The sequence below is a fragment of the Pseudomonas sp. EA_5y_Pfl2_R50 genome (assembly GCF_963970475.1).
Lineage (GTDB): Bacteria > Pseudomonadota > Gammaproteobacteria > Pseudomonadales > Pseudomonadaceae > Aquipseudomonas.
Window position 1 is genome coordinate 174748 of sequence record NZ_CAXAPT010000008.1, and the last position, 21986, is coordinate 196733.

21 protein-coding genes are annotated in these 21986 nt (G+C 59.2%); 11 read left to right on the forward strand and 10 right to left on the reverse strand.

Translation table 11 applies throughout. The features are described from left to right. Window positions 1-23 precede the first annotated feature (23 nt). Window positions 24-1361, reverse strand: coding sequence for an MFS transporter (locus AACY19_RS15785; RefSeq protein ID WP_339451679.1), 1338 nt, complete (start codon window positions 1359-1361; stop codon window positions 24-26). A 340-nt stretch (window positions 1362-1701) separates the two neighbouring features. Between AACY19_RS15785 and quiC the strand changes: the two genes are divergently transcribed. Together quiC and AACY19_RS15795 are read left to right on the forward strand one after the other, a co-directional pair. Further along, entirely contained in the window at window positions 1702-3603 is a 1902-nt protein-coding gene (gene quiC, locus AACY19_RS15790) for a 3-dehydroshikimate dehydratase QuiC (protein WP_339451681.1), read from the forward strand. A gap of 101 nt (window positions 3604-3704) precedes the next feature. Beyond that, the gene (locus AACY19_RS15795) at window positions 3705-4382 is read left to right on the forward strand and encodes a TetR family transcriptional regulator (protein WP_339451683.1); all 678 of its coding nucleotides are present in this window, start codon (window positions 3705-3707) and stop codon (window positions 4380-4382) included. 104 nt (window positions 4383-4486) lie between these two features. Here the strand turns inward: AACY19_RS15795 and AACY19_RS15800 are convergent, their stop codons facing one another. The 4 genes from AACY19_RS15800 to AACY19_RS15815 form a co-directional block, all read right to left on the reverse strand. Continuing rightward, complete coding sequence (locus AACY19_RS15800) at window positions 4487-5341, reverse strand: shikimate dehydrogenase (RefSeq protein ID WP_339451685.1); 855 nt, start codon at window positions 5339-5341, stop codon at window positions 4487-4489. Window positions 5342-5346: 5 nt separating this feature from the next. After that, window positions 5347-5787 (reverse strand): type II 3-dehydroquinate dehydratase, encoded by a 441-nt coding sequence (aroQ, locus tag AACY19_RS15805; RefSeq protein WP_102899935.1) that lies wholly within the window; start codon window positions 5785-5787, stop codon window positions 5347-5349. A gap of 196 nt (window positions 5788-5983) precedes the next feature. Further along, on the reverse strand, window positions 5984-7063 hold the full coding sequence (trmA, locus tag AACY19_RS15810) for a tRNA (uridine(54)-C5)-methyltransferase TrmA (protein ID WP_339451688.1): 1080 nt from the start codon (window positions 7061-7063) through the stop codon (window positions 5984-5986). Beyond that, entirely contained in the window at window positions 7060-8355 is a 1296-nt protein-coding gene (locus AACY19_RS15815; protein WP_339451690.1) for an NCS2 family permease, read from the reverse strand. Before AACY19_RS15815 ends, trmA begins: the two co-directional genes overlap by 4 nt. Before the next feature lie 237 nt (window positions 8356-8592). On the opposite strand from AACY19_RS15815, the gene AACY19_RS15820 reads away from it, so the two are divergent. Both AACY19_RS15820 and AACY19_RS15825 read left to right on the forward strand, forming a co-directional pair. Then, window positions 8593-9027, forward strand: a complete 435-nt coding sequence (locus AACY19_RS15820; protein ID WP_445262310.1) for a DUF4879 domain-containing protein — start codon at window positions 8593-8595, stop codon at window positions 9025-9027. Between the two features lie 67 nt (window positions 9028-9094). Then, entirely contained in the window at window positions 9095-9640 is a 546-nt protein-coding gene (locus AACY19_RS15825; protein ID WP_339451694.1) for a DJ-1 family glyoxalase III, read from the forward strand. Window positions 9641-9652: 12 nt separating this feature from the next. Here AACY19_RS15825 and AACY19_RS15830 read toward each other — a convergent pair whose 3' ends face one another. Further along, window positions 9653-10891 (reverse strand): MFS transporter, encoded by a 1239-nt coding sequence (locus AACY19_RS15830; RefSeq protein ID WP_339451696.1) that lies wholly within the window; start codon window positions 10889-10891, stop codon window positions 9653-9655. Between the two features lie 379 nt (window positions 10892-11270). Here AACY19_RS15830 and AACY19_RS15835 point away from each other — a divergent pair, with 379 nt between their 5' ends. From AACY19_RS15835 to AACY19_RS15845, 3 genes are all read left to right on the forward strand, one after another. After that, window positions 11271-12716: a cytochrome ubiquinol oxidase subunit I gene (locus tag AACY19_RS15835; RefSeq protein ID WP_339451698.1), complete on the forward strand. Its 1446-nt coding sequence runs from the start codon at window positions 11271-11273 to the stop codon at window positions 12714-12716. A 3-nt stretch (window positions 12717-12719) separates the two neighbouring features. Further along, window positions 12720-13727 carry a cytochrome d ubiquinol oxidase subunit II gene (cydB, locus tag AACY19_RS15840; protein ID WP_339451700.1) on the forward strand — a complete coding sequence of 336 codons (1008 nt, stop codon included), beginning with the start codon at window positions 12720-12722 and terminating at the stop codon, window positions 13725-13727. 70 nt (window positions 13728-13797) lie between these two features. After that, window positions 13798-13965 carry a DUF2474 domain-containing protein gene (locus AACY19_RS15845; RefSeq protein ID WP_339451702.1) on the forward strand — a complete coding sequence of 56 codons (168 nt, stop codon included), beginning with the start codon at window positions 13798-13800 and terminating at the stop codon, window positions 13963-13965. A gap of 71 nt (window positions 13966-14036) precedes the next feature. Here the strand turns inward: AACY19_RS15845 and AACY19_RS15850 are convergent, their stop codons facing one another. Together AACY19_RS15850 and AACY19_RS15855 are read right to left on the reverse strand one after the other, a co-directional pair. Then, window positions 14037-15161 carry a class I SAM-dependent methyltransferase gene (locus AACY19_RS15850; RefSeq protein ID WP_339451704.1) on the reverse strand — a complete coding sequence of 375 codons (1125 nt, stop codon included), beginning with the start codon at window positions 15159-15161 and terminating at the stop codon, window positions 14037-14039. Between the two features lie 176 nt (window positions 15162-15337). Next, the gene (locus AACY19_RS15855) at window positions 15338-16051 is read right to left on the reverse strand and encodes an autoinducer binding domain-containing protein (RefSeq protein ID WP_339451706.1); all 714 of its coding nucleotides are present in this window, start codon (window positions 16049-16051) and stop codon (window positions 15338-15340) included. Between the two features lie 307 nt (window positions 16052-16358). On the opposite strand from AACY19_RS15855, the gene AACY19_RS15860 reads away from it, so the two are divergent. After that, a complete protein-coding gene (locus AACY19_RS15860; RefSeq protein WP_339451707.1) occupies window positions 16359-17135 on the forward strand; it encodes a ferredoxin--NADP reductase in 777 nt (258 codons plus the stop codon). A 45-nt stretch (window positions 17136-17180) separates the two neighbouring features. On the opposite strand, the gene mscL is transcribed toward AACY19_RS15860, so the two are convergent. After that, entirely contained in the window at window positions 17181-17594 is a 414-nt protein-coding gene (gene mscL / locus AACY19_RS15865) for a large-conductance mechanosensitive channel protein MscL (protein WP_339451708.1), read from the reverse strand. Window positions 17595-17880: 286 nt separating this feature from the next. On the opposite strand from mscL, the gene katB reads away from it, so the two are divergent. From katB to radA, 3 genes are read left to right on the forward strand one after another with little or no spacing between them, the layout of a single operon-like run. Then, on the forward strand, window positions 17881-19422 hold the full coding sequence (katB, locus tag AACY19_RS15870) for a catalase KatB (protein WP_339451710.1): 1542 nt from the start codon (window positions 17881-17883) through the stop codon (window positions 19420-19422). Between the two features lie 57 nt (window positions 19423-19479). Further along, entirely contained in the window at window positions 19480-20025 is a 546-nt protein-coding gene (locus AACY19_RS15875) for an ankyrin repeat domain-containing protein (RefSeq protein ID WP_339451712.1), read from the forward strand. 40 nt (window positions 20026-20065) lie between these two features. Next, window positions 20066-21433, forward strand: coding sequence for a DNA repair protein RadA (gene radA / locus AACY19_RS15880; RefSeq protein WP_126366560.1), 1368 nt, complete (start codon window positions 20066-20068; stop codon window positions 21431-21433). Window positions 21434-21473: 40 nt separating this feature from the next. On the opposite strand, the gene AACY19_RS15885 is transcribed toward radA, so the two are convergent. Further along, entirely contained in the window at window positions 21474-21842 is a 369-nt protein-coding gene (locus AACY19_RS15885; protein WP_339451717.1) for a PilZ domain-containing protein, read from the reverse strand. Window positions 21843-21986 lie beyond the last annotated feature (144 nt).

Consider the following 21986-nt stretch of genomic DNA (forward strand, 5'->3'; position numbering starts at 1 on the left):
GCTCCCACAGGGGGGTAGTTATTTTATTCGGTGACGGTAGGAATCTTGCGCGGTGCCATGAAGTACATCCACGTCAGCGCAATGAAGTACATCGCCGGAATCAGGGTGAACAACACCGTGTAGTTGTTGTTGGTGACGGTGAGGATATGGCCGACGATCTGGGTCATGAACATCCCGCCAATCGCCGCGCACATGCCGCCGAAGCCGAACACCGTGCTCATCATGTGCTTGGGCGTGTAGTCCATCACCAGGCTCCAGATGTTCGCGGTCCAGGCCTGGTGAGCACCGATGGCCAGGGAAATCGCGGCCACTGCAACCCACAGGTTGGCGGAGCCGGCCGCCATCACGACACCGATGATGCAGCAGGCGAACAGGAACATTGATAGCAGCCGCGCCTTGATCGGGTTCATGCCACGACCGATCAGGAACGAAGACAGAATGCCGCCACCGACGCTGCCGAAGTCGGCGGTCACGTAAATGATGATCAGCGGAATGCCCATCTGGGTGACGTTGATGCCCAGGTTGTATTGCTGATTGAGAAACGGCGGCAGCCAGTACAGGTAGAACCAGAACACCGGCGCGGTCAGCGAGTAGGCGAGGGCGAAAGCCCAGGTGCCACGCATGCGCAGGATTTTCGAGAACGGCACGCGGGCCTGTTCCGGTTCGACTTCTTTCTGGATGTACTCAAGCTCCGACTGTTTCACGCTCGGGTGATCTTCCGGGTTGAAGTACTTCAGGCCCCAGAACAGCAACCAGATCCCGCCCAGCGCCGCCATGCACAGGAACGCCGCTTGCCAGCCCCAGACGTGCAGGACCAGTGGCAGCAGCATCGGCGTGAACATCGCACCGACGTTGGTGCCGGCGTTGAAGATGCCGGTGGCGACCGCACGTTCGCCGGCCGGGAACCACAGGCGCGTGGTTTTCACGCAAGCCGGGTAGTTGGCCGCTTCAGTCAGGCCAAGAATAAATCGGCAGACCATGAAGCCAACGGCTGAAGTTGCCAGACCATGGGCACCGGTGGCCAGGCTCCACAACAGTACGGCGCAGAAGAACACGCGCTTGACGCCGACCCGGTCGATCAAGCGGCCCTGCAGCACAAAGCCGATGGCGTAGCCGACCTGAAACCAGAAGTTGATGTTGGCGTAATCCATCGCCGTCCAGCTCATTTCCTTGGCGAGGATCGGCTGCATGACGCCGAGGGCGGCACGGTCGATGTAGTTCAGGGTAGTGGCGAAAAACACCAGCGCCAGCATGCCCCAACGGGTCTTGCCGACAGCCATGGCGCCACGGATCTTGTCGCCGATGCCACCCGTGGCAGTGCTCATGGCCGGTGCCATGCGGGAAGTCTGTGAAGGAATCATGTGTTCCACCCGTTTTTGGATTTGTTATTTGGTGTGCTTCTTTTAATTGCACGCTGCGACCGGTGGTTCAGAGCCGGACTCAATGTGCAGTCGATGTTGGGCAGTGGACGAAAAATCGTCAATTCGCCAAACCGCCATTGTGTTCGATAATCGCACGCAAAACTAACCGGGTAGTACACTTTAAATTGCTGCCACGTTCGATGCAGCCAATAATTTCACTCACTACAAAAACCATCCTGTGCAGGAGTTGCCGAGGACTGCGATCCTGGCTTTTCAGGATCAGAAAACCGCAGTCTTCGGCAGCTCTTGCATTAAAACGGCGCAGTCCGGGAGTTGAAGCATGCAGCGTTCCATTGCCACCGTTTCATTGAGCGGCACCCTGCCGGAAAAACTCGAAGCCATCGCCGCCGCCGGGTTCGACGGGGTGGAAATTTTCGAAAACGACCTCCTGTACTACGACGGTAGCCCGCGCGAAATTAAACAGATGTGCGCCGATCTCGGCATCGCCATCACCCTGTTTCAGCCGTTCCGCGATTTCGAAGGCTGCCGCCGTGATCGCCTGGCGCGCAATCTGGAGCGGGCTGAACGCAAGTTCGACCTGATGCAGGAACTGGGCACCGACCTGGTGCTGGTTTGCAGCAATGCCTCGGCCGACAGCGTTGGCGATCAGCAGGTGCTGGTCGATGACCTGCGCCTGCTGGCCGAACGCGCCGGCGCGCGGGGTTTGCGCATTGGTTATGAAGCGTTGGCCTGGGGTCGTCACGTCAACACTTATCAACAGGTCTGGGACATCGTGCGTCAGGCCGATCATCCGAGCCTCGGCGTGTTGCTCGACAGCTTTCATACGCTGTCGTTGAAGGGCGATCCGCGCGCCATCGCCGACATTCCGGGCGACAAGATCTTCTTCGTGCAAATGGCCGATGCGCCGATCCTGCAGATGGATGTTCTGGAGTGGAGCCGACATTTCCGTTGCTTCCCGGGGCAGGGTGAGTTCGATCTGCCAGGCTTCCTCGCCCCCATCATTCAGAGTGGCTACACCGGACCGTTGTCGCTGGAAATCTTCAACGACGGCTTCCGCGCCGCGCCGCCACGGGCCAACGCTGCTGATGGTTTGCGTTCGCTGCTGTATCTGGAAGAGAAGACCCGTCAGCGCCTGGAGCAAGAAGCCACGCCTGTGGCGAACCGCGAAATCCTGTTCGAAACGCCGAAGGCCAGCGAGTACAACGGTGTCGAGTTTCTCGAGTTCGCCGTCGATGAAGCGCTTGGCGCGAAACTCGGTCATTGGCTGGAACGCCTCGGTTTCGTCAAGGCCGGACAGCACCGCTCCAAGAGCGTGAGCCTGTTGCGTCAGGGCGACATCAACCTGATCCTCAACTCTGAACCCTATTCGTTTGCGCACAGCTTTTTCGAGGCTCACGGCCCGTCGCTGTGCGCCACCGCCGTGCGGGTCAAGGACAGCGCCAGTGCCCTGGCCCGCGCTGTCGCCTACAAAGGCCAGCCCTATCGCGGACTGGTCGGCCCCAATGAGCTGGAACTGGCCGCAGTGCGCGCACCCGATGGCAGCCTGATTTATCTGGTGGATGAAGACGCGGATGTCTACGGCACCGACTTCAATCTGCGGGTGGATGCCCAGGCCCGTGGCGGCCTCAAGCGTATCGATCACATGGCCATGGCATTGCCGGCCGACAGCCTCGACAGTTGGGTGCTGTTCTATAAAAGCCTGCTGGATTTCGAGGCTGACGACGAAGTGGTGCTGCCCGACCCATACGGTCTGGTGAAGAGCCGCGCGCTGCGCAGCCGCGACAGTTCGATCCGTTTGCCGCTGAATATTTCCGAGAACCGCAACACCGCGATTTCCCATGCGCTGTCCAGCTATCGCGGCTCCGGGGTGCATCACATCGCCTTCGATTGTGACGACATCTTCGCCGAAGTCAGTCGCGCGAAAGAGGCTGGCGTGCCGTTGCTGGATATCCCGCTCAACTACTACGACGACCTTGCCGCGCGCTTTGATTTCGACGACGAATTCCTCAGCGAACTGGCGTACTACAACGTCTTGTACGACCGCGACGCCCAGGGTGGTGAGTTGTTCCACGTCTACACCGAGCCGTTCGAAGGGCGCTTCTTCTTCGAGATCATTCAGCGTAAAAACGGCTATGCCGGATACGGCGCGGCGAACGTTGCGGTGCGACTGGCGGCGATGGCCAAATCTCGCAGTGGTACGGTTCGCCAGGCGAAGTTGTAGGAAATTCGTAAACGCGGGATTAAACACGGGCCGCGCGCCTTCCTTCACTGTGCTGCGCGGCCCATAATCGCCGACTGTGCAGTGATGGCCGTGAGCCCGCAATGACGATGAATACAGAACTTTCCGCAGCTACTGAAGTTTCCGCTGCAGAGCCGCGCAAGAGTCGCAAGAACAACCCGGAAAAAACTCGCGAGAACATCCTGCAAGAGGCGATCGTCGAGTTCGTCCAGCAAGGTTTGTCCGGTGCTCGCGTCGACGCGATCGCTGAGCGTATCCACACCTCCAAACGCATGATCTATTACTACTTCGGCAGCAAGGAGCAGTTGTACGTTGAAGTGCTGGAGAAACTTTACGGCGACATCCGCACGACCGAGAACCGTCTGCATCTGGCGGAGTTGGCGCCGGTGGACGCGATTCGTCGATTGGTCGAATTCACCTTCGATCACCACGATCTCAACGTCGATTTCGTGCGCATCGTCAGCATCGAAAACATCCACAATGCTGAATATGTGAAGCGTTCCGACGCGATCAAGGCGATGAACAACACCATCCTCGATTCACTCGGCGAGATTTTGCGTCGTGGTGCTGCTGAAGGGGTTTTCCGTGCGGGGCTGGATGCGCTGGATGTGCATTTGTTGATCAGTTCGTTCTGCTTCTACCGCGTGTCGAACCGGCACACGTTTGGCGAGATTTTTCAGATCGATCTGCCGGATGAAAGCATCAAGCAGCGGCATCGCGAGATGATTTGCGAGTCGGTGTTGCGCTACCTGCAAGCCTGATATCGTCCCCGTGGGAGCGAGCCTGCTCGCGAAAGCGATGTGTCAGTCAGTAAATATGTTGACTGAAGGTACGTCTTCGCGAGCAGGCTCGCTCCCACAGGTTTTTAGCCATTCATGCTTTGAAAATGCGCCAGCATGCGCTGCGCGTCCGGCGCCACACCGCTGAACAATTCAAACGCCTTTACTGCCTGAAACACTGCCATGTTGCCGCCGTCCAGCGTCCGGCAACCCAGCGCGCGGGCGTTGCGCAACAGTTCGGTTTCCAGGGGGAAGTACACAATCTCCGCCACCCACAGTTCCTTGCGCAGCAACTCGACCGGCACCGGCATGCCCGGCAGTTTGGCCATGCCCATCGGCGTGGTGTTGACCAGGCCATCGGCCTGATCCAGCGTGCTCGGCAGATCCCGCCCGGCGACTGCACGGCCGTAGCCGAAATGCTGGTTGAGATTGTTCGCCAGGCTCTCTGCGCGCTCACTGTCGACGTCGAAAATGCTCAGTTGCTGCACGCCTTCCGCCAACAGCGCGTGGGCCACTGCCGCGCCTGCGCCTCCGGCACCCATCTGGACGACACGCTCGCGGGCGGCGTCCTTCAGACCACGGCGAAAACCTTCGGCGAAACCGAGGCAGTCAGTGTTGTGGCCGACACGCTTTCCGTCCTTCAACACCACCGTATTCACCGCGCCGATGCCCCGCGCCTCAGGCGACAGCTCATCGAGCAGCGGGATAATGGCCTGCTTGCAAGGAAATGTAATGTTCAGCCCGGTGTAGTTCATCCGTTGCGCCGCCAGCAGCAGATCCGGCAGGGCCGTGCTATCTATTTTCAGTTGATCGAGATCGATCAGGCGATACAGATAACGCATGCCCTGGGCATCGCCTTCGTGCTCATGCAACGCAGGCGTGCGAGATGCCTGAATGCCAGCGCCAATCAGCCCGGCGAGTATTACGTTAGAGCGAGACATGCGCGTTACCCCTTCAGCCGCTGGCTGAAATGTTCGAGTGCCAATCGATAGCCGTGACTGCCGAACCCGCACATCACCGCCGTGGCGATGGCCGAGACGAACGAGTGATGACGGAACGGTTCGCGAGCGTGAACGTTGGACAGGTGCACTTCGATCACCGGCAATTCACTGGCTACCAGTGCATCGCGAATCGCCACCGACGTGTGTGTCCACGCCGCCGGATTGATCACGATCCCGGCGCAACGGCCGCGAGCCGCGTGAATCCAGTCGAGCAGTTCGCCTTCGTGATTGGTCTGGCGAAACTCCACGGCCAGGCCGAATTCCTCTGCAGCGCGCCCGCACAGCGCAGAAATATCCGCCAGGGTTTCGTGACCGTAAGTCGCCGGCTCGCGGGTGCCGAGCAGGTTCAGGTTCGGGCCGTTGAGCACCAGAACGATAGGGGGCATGAGGGGTAACTCCACTTATTGTTTTTGGCTTTGGCCGAGGGTTTCAGCCTGTGGAGATAAAATGTACTAGATGGTTACATGGGTCAATTGAACGAAGTTTGCCTCGGTGAATTTTGTTCGGTGATCGCACAATCAAAAGCGAGCACCCACAAAAAAGCCGTCAATCACGACGGCTTTCTGTTTCCCGCATCGGCTTTCAGCGGCGAGTCAGCAGTACGCCGGACTCCATGTGATGCGTCCACGGGAACTGGTCGAACAACGCGCACTGGGTGATGCGGTGCGTGTCGTGCAACTGGGCGATGTTGGCCGCCAGGGTTTCCGGGTTGCAGGAGATGTACAGAATGTTGTCGAAACGCCGGGTCAGCTCGCAGGTGTCCGGGTCCATGCCGGCGCGTGGCGGGTCGACGAAGACGCTGCCGAACTCGTAGCTTTTCAGGTCGATGCCTTGCAGACGGCGAAACGGACGCACTTCGTTGAGCGCTTCGGTCAGCTCTTCGGCAGACAAGCGCACCAGGGTAACGTTATCCACAGCGTTTTCGCTGAGGTTGCTCAAGGCCGCGTTGACCGAGGTCTTGCTGATTTCCGTGGCCAGAACTTTGCGCACGCGGGTTGCGAGCGGCAGGGTGAAGTTGCCGTTGCCGCAGTACAACTCCAGCAGATCGTCGTTGCGATCACCCAGCGCTTCGTATGCCCAGTTCAGCATCTTCTGGTTCACGGTGCCGTTGGGCTGTGTGAACGCGCCTTCCGGCTGGCGATAACTGAAGGTGCGGCCGCCGACGTCGAGTTTTTCGACCACGTAATCGAGGCCGAGCACTTCGCGTTTGCCTTTCGAACGACCAATGATGCTGACGCCCAGATCCGCCGACAGCCTGGTCGCTGCCGCATGCCAGTGTTCGTCCAGCGGACGGTGATAGCACAGGGTGATCATCGCATCACCGGACAGCGTGGTCAGAAACTCGACCTGAAACAACTTGTGGCTCAGCGCCGAACTGGCCTGCCACGCAGCCTTCAACTGCGGCATCAACTGGTTGATGCGCAGGCTGGCAATCGGGAATTCCTCGATGAGGATCGGCGTGCGTTTGTCGTCCTGGGAGAACATCGCGTAATGCCGCTCGCCGCCCTCGCGCCACAGACGGAATTCGGCGCGCAGACGGAAGTTCTGCAGCGGCGAGTCGAACACGGTCGGCTCGGGGGCATCGAACGGCGCCAGCAGATCACGCAGGCGCGTGACCTTGGCTTCAAGTTGCTCGGCGTAAGCCTGGGAATCGAAAGTCATGCGTTGAACCAACCCAACTTGATCACGAACAGAATCGACAGAATCACCAGCGCCGGGTTCAGTTCACGGGCACGGCCCGACAGCAGCTTGATCGCGGTCCAGGCGATGAAGCCGAAGGCGATGCCGTTGGCAATCGAATACGTGAACGGCATGGCCAGCGCGGTCACGACGACCGGCGCGGCGACGGTAATGTCTTCCCAGTCTATTTCCGCCAGGCCCGACGTCATCAACACGGCGACGAACAGCAGGGCCGGTGCCGTGGCGAACGCCGGAACGCTGGATGCCAGTGGCGAGAAGAACAGCGCCAGCAGGAACAGGATCGCCACGACGATGGCGGTCAAACCGGTACGGCCGCCAGCGCTGACGCCGGCAGCGGATTCGATGTAGCTGGTGGTGGTCGACGTGCCCAGCAGCGAGCCGGCCATGGCCGCGGTGCTGTCGGCGATCAGTGCGCGACCCATTTTCGGCATGTGGCCGTCCTTGCCCATCAGGCCGGCGCGCTTGGCGACGCCGATCAGGGTGCCGGAGTTGTCGAACAGGTCGACGAACAGGAAGGCGAAAATCACGCTGACCAGACCGATGTCCAGTGCGCCTTTGATGTCCAGTTGCATGAACGTCGGGGCCAGCGAAGGTGGCATCGAAGTCACGCCGCCGAATGGGGTGAAGCCCATGGCGATGGAAATGATGGTCACTGCCAGAATGCCGATCAGCACGGCGCCGCGCACTTTCAGTGCTTCGAGGGCGACGATCAGGGCGAAGCCGAGGGTGGCGAGGATCGGTGCCGGGGCTTTCAGATCACCGAGGCCGACCATGGTCGCCGGGTTGCTGACCACGATGCCGGCGTTGTGCAGGGCGATCAGCGCCAGAAACAGGCCGATACCGGCGGCAATCGCCGAGCGCAGCGGCAGCGGAATGCTGTTGATGATCCATTCACGGATGCGGAAGATCGACAGCAGGAAGAAGCACACCGCCGAGATGAACACCGCGCCCAGCGCCACTTGCCAGGTGTGGCCCATGTGCAGAACCACGGTGTAGGTGAAGAAGGCGTTCAGACCCATGCCCGGAGCAAGGGCAATCGGGTAGTTGGCGATCAGGCCCATGGTCGCCGAGCCGATGGCGGCGGCCAGACAGGTGGCGACAAACACCGCACCCTTGTCCATGCCGGTCTCGCCGAGAATGCTCGGGTTGACGAACAGAATGTAGGCCATGGCCAGGAAAGTCGTGATGCCCGCGAGAATCTCGGTGCGCACGTTGGTGTTGTGTGCCTTGAGTTGAAACAGCCTTTCCAGCATGTCTGCTCCCCGTGGCGCGCGTAGCGCCGTGAATGTATCGACCTCAACAGCAAAGCACAGACCGTTGCTCGCGCCTGAAAAATTGTGGTGGGCCGGAAAAAGCCGCGCATCATACCAGCAGCGTGAGGAATATGGCGGTTGTTGGTGTCGATCATCGGCGAAGTTTTGCGTTGAGGCCAACTGCGCCATACTGCGCGCTGATTTTTTCGGGGCGGGAAGCGCATGAGCAGGTGCTGGATGAAGATTCCGGGTTTGATTGCAACGCTGATGGCCGCGACGCCATCGGTGTTGGCGGCCTCGGCGGAGCCGTTGACCCAAGTGAAAGTGATCAAGGTGCAATCGCCGGCCTGTGGTCTGGAAGACATCGGTGATGGCCAGACCCAGACCCAATGCAATCACAACGGACCGAGCATCAAGGTCTATGTTCTGGAAGTCGGATACGGCCAGAACCAGCCGCATGCCACTCTGGATGGTTTCGAGGTGAACGGCACCCGGGCGCCGGTCTGTGCCTTTGATAATGGCAACCTGACCGAGTGCACCCCGGGCCGCAACACCGTGGGGTCTCTTTATACCTTCGATCTGGCGGGCAAGCAGGCAGGCACCTTCAGCTTCAGCAACACCTCGATCAACGCGCCACGCAACACGATGTCGACCCAGCTTTACATCAAGTAACGACAGTCTGCGAACAGGGCCGGACAAAGCTGACTACGCTTGGAAGATCACCCAGCGGATGACGCCCATGACCTTTAGAGCCCTGATTACCCTCGCCGAGGGCATCGATGATCTGCAAAGCGTGACCCTGATCGACGTGCTGCGCAGGGCCGGCATCGAAGTGATGGCGGCCAGTATTGAAGGACGGCGCATGCTCACCTGCGCCCGTGGCACACGCCTGACCGCCGACGGCATGCTGGTCGATGTACTGGCGCAAACCTTCGACCTGATCGTCCTGCCCGGCGGCGCCGTTGGTTCGCAACACCTGGCCGCGCACCAACCGCTGCAACAGGTGCTCAAGGATCAGGCCAGCGCCGGACGCCTGTTCGCCGGCATCGCCGAATCCCCGGCCGTCGCCCTGCAAACCTTTGGCGTCCTGCGCCAGCGGCGCATGACCTGTTTGCCCGGCGCGAGTCATCAACTGTCGGGTTGTACGTTTGTTGATCAACCGGTGGTGGTCGATGGCAATTGCGTCACAGCTCAAGGCTCCAGCGCTGCGCTGGAATTTGCCTTGACGCTGGTCGAGCAACTGGGTGGCAAGGCCTTGCGGGCGAAGGTGGCGGGGGCGTTATAAATCCAATTGGCGTCAGACCTTCACCTCTTGCACCGGCACATGCATCCGGTCCCGGTTCGCCAGTGTCGGAAACAGCTTGATCCACGTCCCCGTCACCACCAGCGTGCCTATCCCGCCCATGACTACTGCTGGCACGGTGCCGAACCAGTGTGCGGTGAGCCCGGATTCGAATTCCCCCAGTTGATTCGAAGCGCCGATGAACAGGCCGTTGACCGCGCTGACCCGGCCGCGCATTTCGTCCGGTGTCTCCAGTTGGACGAAGGAGGCGCGGATCACCATGCTGATCATGTCCGCCGCGCCGAGCACCACCAGCACCGCGAGGGAGAACCAGAACGAGGTTGAGAGTCCGAAAGCGATGGTCGCGACGCCGAAAATGCCGACGGCGGTGAACATCACCCGACCCACATTGCGCTCCACCGCAAACCGCGCAAGAAACAGTGACATCCCCAGTGCGCCGACCGCCGGTGCCGAGCGCAGCAGGCCGAGGCCCCATGGCCCGGTCAGCAGGATGTCCTTGGCGAATACCGGCAGCAAAGCCGTGGCTCCGCCGAGCAGCACTGCAAACAAATCCAGCGAAATCGCCCCGAGAATGTCCGGGCGGCTGCGAATGAAGCGAATCCCGGCCAGTAAAGAGTTCAGCGTGGCTTTGCCTTTGTTCAGCGGCGTTTGCCGCGCGGGCAGGTTGAGCATCAAGGTGCAGGCAATGACGTAGAGCAACACGGTCGGGCCATACACCCAGACACTGCCGAACGCGTAGAGCAAGCCGCCCAGCGCCGGGGCGACGATGGTTGCCGACTGCTGCGCCGATTGCGCCGCCGCGACGGCCCGGGGAAAGAGCGCGCTGGGCACAATACTGGGCAGCAACGCCTGTGTGGTTGGCATCTCGAACGAACGCGCGGCGCCAAGCAGGAAGGCGAGGATGAAGATCATCTCGCGAGTGACGTGATCGGTGGCGCTGCCGATGGCCAGCGCCAGGGCGATCAATGCCTGCAGCGACTGGCAGATCGCGGCTACTTTGCGTCGGTCATAGCGATCAGCGACATGCCCGGTGTGCAGCATGAACAGCACACGCGGAGCGAATTCGACCAGCCCGACCAGCCCCAGATCGAGGACGTTGCCGGTCAATTGGTAGAGGTTCCAGCCAATCGCCACGGTGAGCATTTGGAAACCGCTCGCGGTAAAAATCCGTGCGAACCAGAAAGCGAGAAACGGACGATGGTGACGTAACAGCAGGGGCTCTTGGCTGGGCATCTGAAGGCAGGTCTGGCTCGATTTAAACCGCGAGGTTATCACCAGTCTGTAACAGGAAGTTGCTATGACAAAAAATTCAGTCAGCCAGACATCGATTTCTTCGGGCTCGCCGCAGGAAATCCGCTGCACAACCTTGCTGGGGCAGTGAGGCAACTTGTCACGCGGCAAACGACCACGCAGTTCAACGGCAAAAATGGGACTACTCTTTCAACGTTGCTTGATCCAGATCAAGACCCAAAACGGACTTGATCAGACTCCCTGCGTTGCGATGGTTGTAAAAAAAGAACGAATCCGAATTCGCCGCACTCCATATCCGTGGGGGCAGTAGGTGCAGGGGCCAAAAGCCCCGCAGCCGGTTTTACCTGACAGAGGAAGCCATATGTTCGGTTTAGAGGCACTAGATCTCGCCCGAATTCAGTTCGCGTTCACCATCTCGTTCCACATCCTGTTCCCTGCCATCACCATCGGCCTGGCGAGTTACCTTGCGGTGCTCGAAGGCCTGTGGCTGAAAACCCGCAACGACACCTACCGTGACCTCTACCATTTCTGGTCGAAGATCTTTGCCGTCAACTTCGGCATGGGTGTGGTCTCCGGGTTGGTCATGGCCTACCAGTTCGGCACCAACTGGAGCCGCTTCTCGGACTTCGCTGGCGCCGTCACCGGGCCGCTGCTGACCTATGAAGTGCTCACGGCGTTTTTCCTCGAGGCCGGTTTCCTCGGCGTCATGCTGTTTGGCTGGAACAAAGTCGGACGCGGTCTGCACTTCTTTTCCACCGTGATGGTGGCCATCGGTACGCTGATTTCGACGTTCTGGATTCTCGCCTCCAACAGCTGGATGCAGACCCCGCAGGGGTTCGAGATCGTCAACGGTCAGGTGATCCCGACGGACTGGCTGGCGATCATTTTCAACCCGTCGTTCCCGTACCGCCTGATGCACATGGCGACAGCGGCGTTCGTCGCCACGGCGTTCTTCGTCGGCTCGTCGGCAGCCTGGCACTTGCTGCGCGGCAAGGACAATCCGGCCATTCGCACCATGCTGTCGATGGCAATGTGGATGGCGCTGATCGTCGCGCCGATTCAAGCGGTCATCGGCGACTTCCATGGCCTGAACACCCTCAAGCATCAGCCGGCGAAAATCGCCGCGATCGAAGGTCACTGGGAAAACAAAGGCGACGAAGCGACGCCGCTGATCCTGTTCGGCTGGCCGGACATGAAAGAAGAGAGAACCAGGTACGCCGTGGAGATCCCTTACCTCGGCAGCCTGATTCTGACCCACTCGCTGGACAAGCAAGTGCCGGCACTCAAGGAGTTCCCGCCGGAAGACCGGCCGAATTCGACCATCGTGTTCTGGTCGTTCCGGATCATGGTCGGCCTCGGGTTCCTGATGATCTTCACCGGGCTGTGGAGCCTGTGGCTGCGCAAGCGTGATTCGCTCTACACCTCGCGACCGTTCCTGTATCTGGCGCTGTGGATGGGGCCGTCCGGGCTGATTGCGATTCTCGCCGGTTGGTTCACCACTGAAATCGGTCGTCAGCCCTGGGTCGTCTACGGCCTGATGCGCACGGCGGATGCGTCCTCCAACCACAGCTTCATGCAGATGAGCATCACGCTGATCATGTTTGTGGTGGTGTATTTCGCTCTGTTCGGCGCAGGTCTCGGCTACATGATGCGTCTGGTGCGCAAGGGGCCGAAGATCAGCGAGGGCACGGAAACGCCGGACGGTGGTCCAGGCAAGCAACGTACACCGGCGCGTCCGTTGTCCGCTGCCGACGATTCGGCCGATGCCGATCACGACGACACCCCCAGTCTGACCAAGGAGATTTGACTCATGGGTATTGATCTTCCGCTGATCTGGGCCGTGATCATCATCTTCGGCATCATGATGTACGTGGTCATGGACGGCTTCGACCTGGGCATCGGGATTCTCTTCCCGTTCATTCCCGGCAAAGTCGACCGCGACGTGATGATGAACACCGTCGCCCCGGTCTGGGACGGCAACGAAACCTGGCTGGTACTGGGCGGTGCAGCTTTGTTCGGCGCCTTCCCGCTGGCTTATTCGGTGGTGTTGTCGGCGCTGTACCTGCCATTGATCTTCATGCTTATCGGTCTGATCTTTCGTGGTGTGGCGTTCGAGTTCCGCTTCAAGGCCAAGGATGACAAGCGTCATTTGTGGGACAAAGCGTTCATCGGCGGGTCGGTCGCAGCAACGTTCTTCCAGGGTGTGGCGCTCGGGGCGTTCATCGACGGGTTGCCAGTGGTCAATCGGCAGTTCGCTGGTGGCTCACTGGACTGGCTGACACCGTTCACGCTGTTCTGCGGTGCCGCGCTGGTGGTGGCGTATGCCTTGCTCGGCTGCACCTGGTTGATCATGAAGACCGAAGGCAAGCTTCAGGAGCAGATGCATGACCTGGCACGGCCGTTGGCCTTCGTCCTGCTGGCCGTGATCGGTATTGTCAGTCTCTGGACGCCGATGGCTCATCCGGATATCGCAACCCGCTGGTTCAGCATGCCGAACCTGTTCTGGTTCATGCCGGTGCCGATTCTGGTGTTGGTCACGATGTACGGTCTGATCCGCGCCGTGGCGCGCAACGCCAACTACATGCCGTTCCTGCTGACCCTGGTGCTGATCTTCCTCGGCTACAGCGGCCTGGGCATCAGCCTGTGGCCGAATATCGTGCCACCGTCGATCTCGATCTGGGACGCCGCCGCACCGCCGCAAAGTCAGGGCTTCATGCTGGTGGGGACGCTGTTCATTATCCCGTTCATTCTGGGTTACACCTTCTGGAGCTATTACGTGTTCCGCGGCAAGGTGACTCACGAAGACGGTTATCACTAGACCTGTGGGAGCGGGCTTGCCCGCGATGGCGTCGGCTGCGACGCCATCGATCTGACTGAGGATCGAAACAATGCCCGGCAAACATTCCTTGCACGACATTAAAGAAGCCGAAAAAAAACCGCTGTGGCAGCGGCTCGGCTGGTTGGCCCTGATCTGGCTCGGCAGTGTGGGCGTGCTGTTTATCGCCGCCAGCCTGATGCGCATGTTCATGAACGCCGCAGGCTTGACCACTCACTGAATCATCCCGTCCCGGCGCCTTCGGGTTCGGCTTTGCAACCCTCCTCGCGGAGGGTTTTTTTTGCCTCGGGCTTACTTGCGAGCCTTGAGAATCACGAATTTAGGCGTAGCGGCCACTTGCTCGACGCCGCGGAACAACCGCGCCAGTTTGCTGTGATAGCCCAGATGACGGTTGCCGACGATGTACAGCGCGCCGCCCACCACCAAGGCTTCGCGCGCCTGCTGGAACATGCGCCAGGCGAGGAAGTCACCCACCACTTGTTGCTGATGGAATGGCGGATTGCACAGCACCACATCCAGTGATTGCGCAGCCTGACCGGCGAGCCCATCACCGGCACGCACGCTGACTTCGCGCTCACCGAGGGCCGCGCGCCAGTTTTCAGCCGCCGATTGCACCGCCATGAATGACTCGTCGACCAACGTGTAATGGGCGTCGGGATTCTGCAGGGCGCTGGCAATGGCCAGCACGCCGTTGCCGCAACCAAGATCGGCGACCCGGGCGTTGCCGAGGTTCTTCGGCAGATGCGGAAGAAAGGCGCGAGTGCCGATGTCGAGGCCTTCGCGGCAGAACACATTGGCGTGGTTGAGCAGTTCGATGGCCGGCTCATCGAGGTGATAGCGCGAAGGGTAAGGTGAGACGGCCGGTGTCCTGGTCTCGGGCGTAGCGATCAGCAGTCGGGCTTTCTTCACCGCCAGCGAGGCTTGCACCGGGCCGATATAGCGCTCCAGCAAATCACCCGCCGCACGGGGCAGGTGTTTGATCATTGCCGCCGCAATGACTTCGGCGCCGGGGGCAAGTTGCCCTTGCAGGCGGATCAGTTGTTCTTCCAGTAGCGCCAGGGTCTTTGGCACGCGAATCAGCACTCGGTCGAACGGCCCGAGCAACGGCTCGCTGGCGGGAATCGCGCGAATGGCATCGAAAGCCCGGCCATTGCGCAACAGGTTCTTTTCCAGCCCCAGAAAGCCAAGATACGAATCGCCACTGCTGCTGACGTCGACCTTGCCCAGCAGGCTGGCAGCCAAGGCGCCAAAGCTGTCATTGAGCACCAGCACCCGAGTGTTCGCCGCCGGTTGTTGCGCGGCGAGATGATTGAGCAGGTATTCGTCAGCCGCGTCGAAGGCTTGCAGCGGTTCATTCTGTTGTTCGGGCTGGCGGATCAGGTCGAGTTGGGCAAAGGGCGTATCGAGCAAAGGCATGGGGCGGGGACTCAGGGTAATCAACGGGTGTCCCGCGGCCCAGGGGATGGTGCGGCGGAACCGTCCGAGCGAACTGCGACGTGTAAGTCTCTGACGCCATCACTCAGGAAGGTTGCAAATGGTACGTTTTTTTCGGGGCAATTACTCGCAGGTTTTGGCCCGAGTGAAGTGTTCCGTCAGATTATCCCGATCCGGGCGGCGGCAATGACTGCCGAGATCTTGTTGCAGACTTTCAGCTTGATAATCACGTTCTGCACGTGATAGTTCACGGTGCGTTCGCTCAGGCAGAGAATCCTCGAGATTTCATAGGCCGTCTTGCCGACTGCGGACAGTTCCAGCACCTCCAGCTCTCGTGGTGACAGACGTGGTTTCGCAGGTTTGGCTGGCGGGATGGGCACGGTACTGGAGAAGAGATCATGCAAATGGTTGATCGCGTAGAACATGAAGCCAAAATGCTCGTACAGCTCCAGAGGGCTCAATGGGCGCTGTGGCCGGGAGAGGCTTACGATACTGCACAGCCCGGTCTGCTCATCGATGAATGATTGCGACCAACCGTGTTTGAGACCATGACTTTGCTGCGCATGCCATAAGTCCGGGGTTTGCGAATAGACCTCTTTGCTCCAGACGATTGGCAGTACTGAATGATTGCAGTGTGATATCGCTGGGTCCACTTTGCTGTAGTGGTTCTTTTCATAAAGGCGGTTGAATGTTTGAGGGTAATTGTTGATCTGCAAGGCATTGAAATCGACAGTCCGATTGTTCGTTGTAAAATTTACACCGCAGAAGTCAAAGCCAATGTTTTCGGCGAACCTTTGTAATATAGGGTAGGCAGCTTCTATTTCCCTCACGAAAGTCAGTTGCTTTAAATGCGACTCCTTCCACATTTCCATGAAAAACTCTCCTTGAGTCGTTTGATCCGGGGGGGGGCTTTTTGGATCCAGAGATCCGCCACGGAATAGAGTGTAGGATGATTCGTACAAAACACTTTGGATTTTTTTGCTCTTTGGACTAATCGCTTTTTATGAAAAAGTTATTAGAGGGTTGATTTTTTTAATATTGTGAGTGGCATATCACGTGGCCGTGTTGCTGTGTCGTTACAGTTTTTTAATGCGAATGATTTAACACCATTACAAAACGGCGTTGTTTAATTGCGCCGGTTTGCGCGAAACTGCGGCCATTCGTTCGATGGAGTGCCCCATGACCGCCCGCTCAGAGAAGTACACTGCGCAGACCTTGCTGGACGTACAACCCATAACCGAAAACCTGTTTACCCTACGCACCACGCGTGATGCCGGGTTTCGTTTCCGCGCCGGGCAATTCGCACGTCTGGGCGTGACCAAAGCGGATGGCAGCACTGTGTGGCGAGCGTATTCGATGGTGTCATCGCCGTTCGACGAGTTCCTGGAGTTCTTCTCCATCGTTGTCCCGGGAGGTGAGTTCACCAGCGAACTGAGCCGGCTTCAGGTGGGCGATACCTTGCTGGTGGAGCGTCAGGCCTTTGGTTATCTGACCCTGGATCGCTTTGTCGACGGGCGTGACCTGTGGCTGTTGTCCACCGGTACCGGCGTGGCGCCGTTTCTGTCGATCCTGCAGGATTTCGAGGTATGGGAAAAGTTCGAGCGGATCATTCTGGTTTACAGCGTGCGCCAGGCAAGGGAGTTGGCTTATGTGTCACTGATCGAGCAACTGCGCGAGCGGGACTATCTGGCCGAGCAGGTGCACAAGCTGCAATTCATCCCGACCGTGACACGGGAGCAGTACCCGGGCGCATTGAACGGACGCATCACCACCCTCATTGAAAACGGTGAACTGGAGCGAGCGGCGGGCGTGGCGCTGACACCTGAACACTCGCGGGTCATGCTGTGTGGCAATCCACAGATGATCGATGAAACCCGCGCCCTGCTGAAGCTGCGCGAGATGCGCCTGAGCCTGACCCGCAAGCCGGGCCAGGTGGCGGTGGAAAACTACTGGTAAAAAAACGGCACCTCGCAGGTGCCGTTTTCATTTGAACCGCAGGGTTCAGGGCCGATCATTCTGTGCCTTGAGCAGGTCACGAATTTCGCCCAGCAGTTCCTCTTCTTTGGTCGGAACCGGCGGCAGGGTAGGGGCCACGGCTTCTTCGCGCTTGAGACGGTTGATGGCTTTGACGCCCATGAAGATCGCAAAGGCGACGATGATGAAATCGAGAACGGTCTGGATGAATTTGCCGTAAGCCAGCACGACCGCTGGCGCGGTACCTTCTGCTGCCTTGAGCGTGACGGCAAGGTCACTGAAGTCCACACCACCGATCAGCAGGCCGATCGGCGGCATGATCACGTCACCGACAAAGGACGAAACGATTTTACCGAAGGCGGCACCGATGATGATACCGACGGCCATGTCGACCACATTGCCTTTGACCGCGAAGGCCTTGAACTCACTTAGCACGCCCATAGGTTATTTCCTTGTTACAGATGAGGTTGGTGTACGCAGTGTAAATCAGCAAAACGCGTCCTGCGCGAAACACCTTCTTACAATGCCCGTTTTTATCGACACACTAATCGACGAATAGTTTGCAAAGTGCCAGCAATCGCGCGCGAAATACGCTGTAACTGGCTGATCGGGAAGCCAATTTTTTCAATCATCACGTTACGAACTTTCTATTTATGTTCACGGGATTAGCCCTCTAGCCTCTGGTTGGCGCACCTGGATGCGCCCAAAAAAACCAGAGGAACCTGAGATGACTTCAACTTTTGGCCCAGGGATTTTTTCCCATCGCCGCACACTCTGCCTGCTCACCGCCAGCCTGTTGTCCTTGACCGCGAATGCCGATCCTCTGACCCGGGACAACGGCGCGGCGGTCGGTGACAACCAGAACTCGCAAACCGCCGGTGCCAATGGCCCGGTGCTGTTGCAGGACGTGCAACTGATCCAGAAATTGCAGCGTTTTGACCGCGAACGCATTCCCGAGCGCGTGGTGCATGCCCGTGGCACGGGAGCCCACGGCACCTTCACCGCGACCAGCGATCTTAGTGATCTGAGCAAGGCCAAGGTGTTTGCCGCCGGCGAAGTGACCCCGGTATTCGTGCGTTTCTCGGCTGTAGTACACGGCAACCATTCCCCGGAAACCCTGCGTGACCCACGTGGTTTCGCCACAAAGTTCTACACCGCCGATGGCAACTGGGATCTGGTCGGCAACAATTTTCCGACCTTCTTCATCCGCGATGCGATCAAGTTTCCGGACATGGTCCATGCCTTCAAGCCCGATCCTCGCACCAACCTCGACGATGATTCCCGTCGATTCGATTTCTTCTCCCATGTGCCGGAAGCCACCCGGACGCTCACCGAGCTGTATTCCAATTCGGGTACGCCGGCCAGTTACCGGGAAATGGACGGTAACGGTGTTCATGCCTACAAGTTGGTCAATGCCAAAGGTGAAGTTCACTACGTGAAGTTTCACTGGAAGAGTTTGCAGGGGATCAGGAATCTGACGCCAAAAGAAGTCGGCAACGTTCAGGGGCAGGATTACAGTCATATGACCAATGATCTTGTGACAAATATTAACAAAGGTAACTTCCCTAAGTGGGACTTGTACATTCAGGTGCTGAAACCACAAGATTTGTCCAAGTTTGATTTTGATCCATTGGATGCCACCAAGATCTGGCCCGGTGTAGTAGAGCAAAAAGTTGGACAAATGGTATTAAACCGAAACCCGGCAAATGTCTTCCAGGAAACCGAGCAAGTTGCCATGGCGCCAGCGAATGTTGTTCCAGGTATCGAACCTTCGGAAGATCGTTTGTTGCAAGGCCGAGTGTTTTCATATGCCGATACGCAGATGTATCGTCTCGGTGCCAATGCTCTGCAGTTGCCAATCAACGCGCCAAAAGTTGCGGTGAACAATGGCAATCAGGATGGCGCGATGAACTTCGGTGCCAGCCACTCGGGCGTGAATTATCAACCGAGCCGTTTGCAGCCACGGGAAGAAACCGAAACCGCGCGCTACAGCCAGTCGGCGCTGACGGGCAGCACGCAGCAGGCGAAGATCCAGCGTGAGCAGAATTTCCGACAGGCCGGCGATTTGTATCGCTCATTCAGCCAGCAGGAGCGTCAGGATCTGATCGCCAGTTTCGGCGGCTCGCTGGCCACCACTGACGACGAGAGCAAGCACATCATCCTGTCCTTCCTTTATAAGGCCGACCCGGAATACGGCACGGGCGTGACCAAAGTGGCCAAGGGGGACCTGGGCCGGGTCAAGGCACTGGCGGCGAAACTCACCGACTGATCGCCACACATTGCAGCGCGGGGTTGAATCAGTCCCGTGCTGCTCAAGGAGCAACCCATGCGTGTTTATCTATGCTGGCTGATGGCATTGCTGTCGTTTGCAGCGCTGGCGGCTCCGGCCGAACCGAACCCGCAGGCGATCAAGGCGCAGTTGCAGGAATACTATTTCGACGCCGCCCGGCGTGGAGATGTGCCGATGCTCGCGACGTTTATCGAGTCCGGATATTCCCTTGATACCCGTGACGGCAAGGGTTACACCGCGCTGATTCTGGCGGCGTATCACGGCCAGTCTGCTGCAGTTGAGCAACTGCTGGCCGCCGGGGCGGATGCCTGCGCTCAGGATCAACGCGGCAATACCGCGCTGATGGGCGCTATTTTCAAGGGCGAAGTGCAGATCGCGCGGCGCTTGATGGCCACTGAATGCAGCCCTGATCAACGCAATGGCGCCGGGCAGACGGCGGCCATGTACGCCGGGCTTTTCAAGCGTCTTGAATTGCTCGATGCGCTGAAAGCCAAGGGTGCTGACCTGAATGCCGAAGATCCGTTGGGCAACAGCGCCGCGCGGCTGGCCAACGGTGAGTTCCGCAACGCCGCGCCGCGCTGATCCTGCGTTATCATCGACGTTTTGCTCCGGGGGTTTTGAGATGGCCAAGGCCAAGCGCATGTACGGCTGCACCGAGTGCGGCGCCACTTTTCCCAAGTGGGCCGGGCAGTGTGGTGAATGCGGTGCGTGGAACACGCTGACCGAAACCATGATCGAAAGCGGCGGCGCAGCGGCGCCCGCAGGGCGGACGGGTTGGGCCGGGCAGCAGGCGCAGATCAAGACGCTCGCCGAAGTCAGCATCGAAGAGATTCCACGTTTCTCCACCGCCTCCGGCGAGCTGGATCGTGTACTCGGTGGTGGTCTGGTCGATGGCTCGGTGGTGCTGATCGGTGGTGACCCGGGCATCGGCAAATCGACAATCCTGTTGCAGACCCTGTGCAATCTCGCCAAGAGCATGCCGGCACTGTACGTCACCGGCGAAGAATCCCAGCAGCAGGTCGCGATGCGCGCGCGCCGTCTCGGCTTGCCGCAGGACCAGTTGCGGGTGATGACCGAAACCTGCATCGAAACCATCATCGCCACTGCTCGTCAGGAAAAACCCAAGGTGATGGTGATCGACTCGATCCAGACGATCTTCACCGAACAATTGCAATCGGCGCCGGGGGGCGTGTCCCAGGTGCGCGAGAGTGCGGCACTGCTGGTGCGCTACGCCAAGCAAAGCGGCACGGCGATCTTCCTTGTCGGCCACGTGACCAAGGAGGGCGCGCTGGCCGGTCCGCGGGTACTGGAACACATGGTGGACACCGTGCTGTATTTCGAAGGCGAGTCAGACGGACGTTTGCGCCTGCTGCGTGCGGTGAAAAACCGTTTCGGCGCGGTCAACGAACTGGGCGTGTTCGGTATGACTGACAAGGGCTTGAAAGAAGTCTCCAACCCGTCGGCGATTTTTCTCACTCGTGCGCAGGAAGAAGTCCCGGGCAGTGTGGTGATGGCGACGTGGGAAGGCACCCGACCGATGCTGGTGGAAGTACAGGCGCTGGTCGATGACAGTCACCTGGCCAACCCGCGCCGCGTGACGTTGGGGCTGGATCAGAACCGCTTGGCGATGTTGCTCGCGGTCCTGCATCGTCATGGCGGCATTCCGACTCACGACCAGGACGTGTTCCTCAACGTCGTCGGTGGTGTGAAGGTGTTGGAAACGGCTTCGGATCTGGCACTGATGGCGGCGGTGATGTCGAGCCTGCGCAACCGGCCATTGCCCCATGATCTGCTGGTGTTTGGCGAAGTGGGCCTGTCCGGCGAAGTGCGGCCGGTGCCAAGCGGCCAGGAGCGGTTGAAGGAAGCGGCCAAGCATGGCTTCAAACGCGCCATCGTGCCGAAGGGCAATGCGCCGAAAGAGTCCCCGCCCGGTCTGCAGATCATCGCCGTCACTCGCCTCGAACAGGCCCTCGACGCGCTTTTCGAATAACAGCCCATAATCTTTGTGGGAGCGGGCTTGTGTATTGGCGCTATATTTCGATCAGCGCGCCGAGTTCGCGCTCCAGCTCGGATTCGTCCGCCAGATTGAGCTCGATCAGTCGCCGCAAGCGCTGGATCGATTCCAGACTGATATGCCGGCAGACAAACCCCAACTGGCCGTTCTCTTCATGGGCCAGTTGCACATCCATTTCGATATCGACCTCGTCGCTCAGATGAATGTCGACGAAAAAATCCTTCTGCGCATCGCCCAGCCAGGGCTCCGGTCGCTCGATCAGCAACCCTTTAAGCGACAGGTCGATCAGCTTGACAGGCCAGATGTACTCGCCCTGGCTCAGCTCGGTTCTGGCATCGAACGCAATACGTTTGAAACGACGACGGTTGGCTGGGTGCTCGCTCATGGCGCAATCCTCCAAAGGTTCGCTGACTATAGACCCGCATCGTTCAGGCATGCCAGCGCAAACAGGCCAGCTAGACCAATGTCGGGGTATGGTCTTTGCCGCCAGTAGCGCTAAACTCGGGGTGGCTGTCTTTCTTGTCCACCC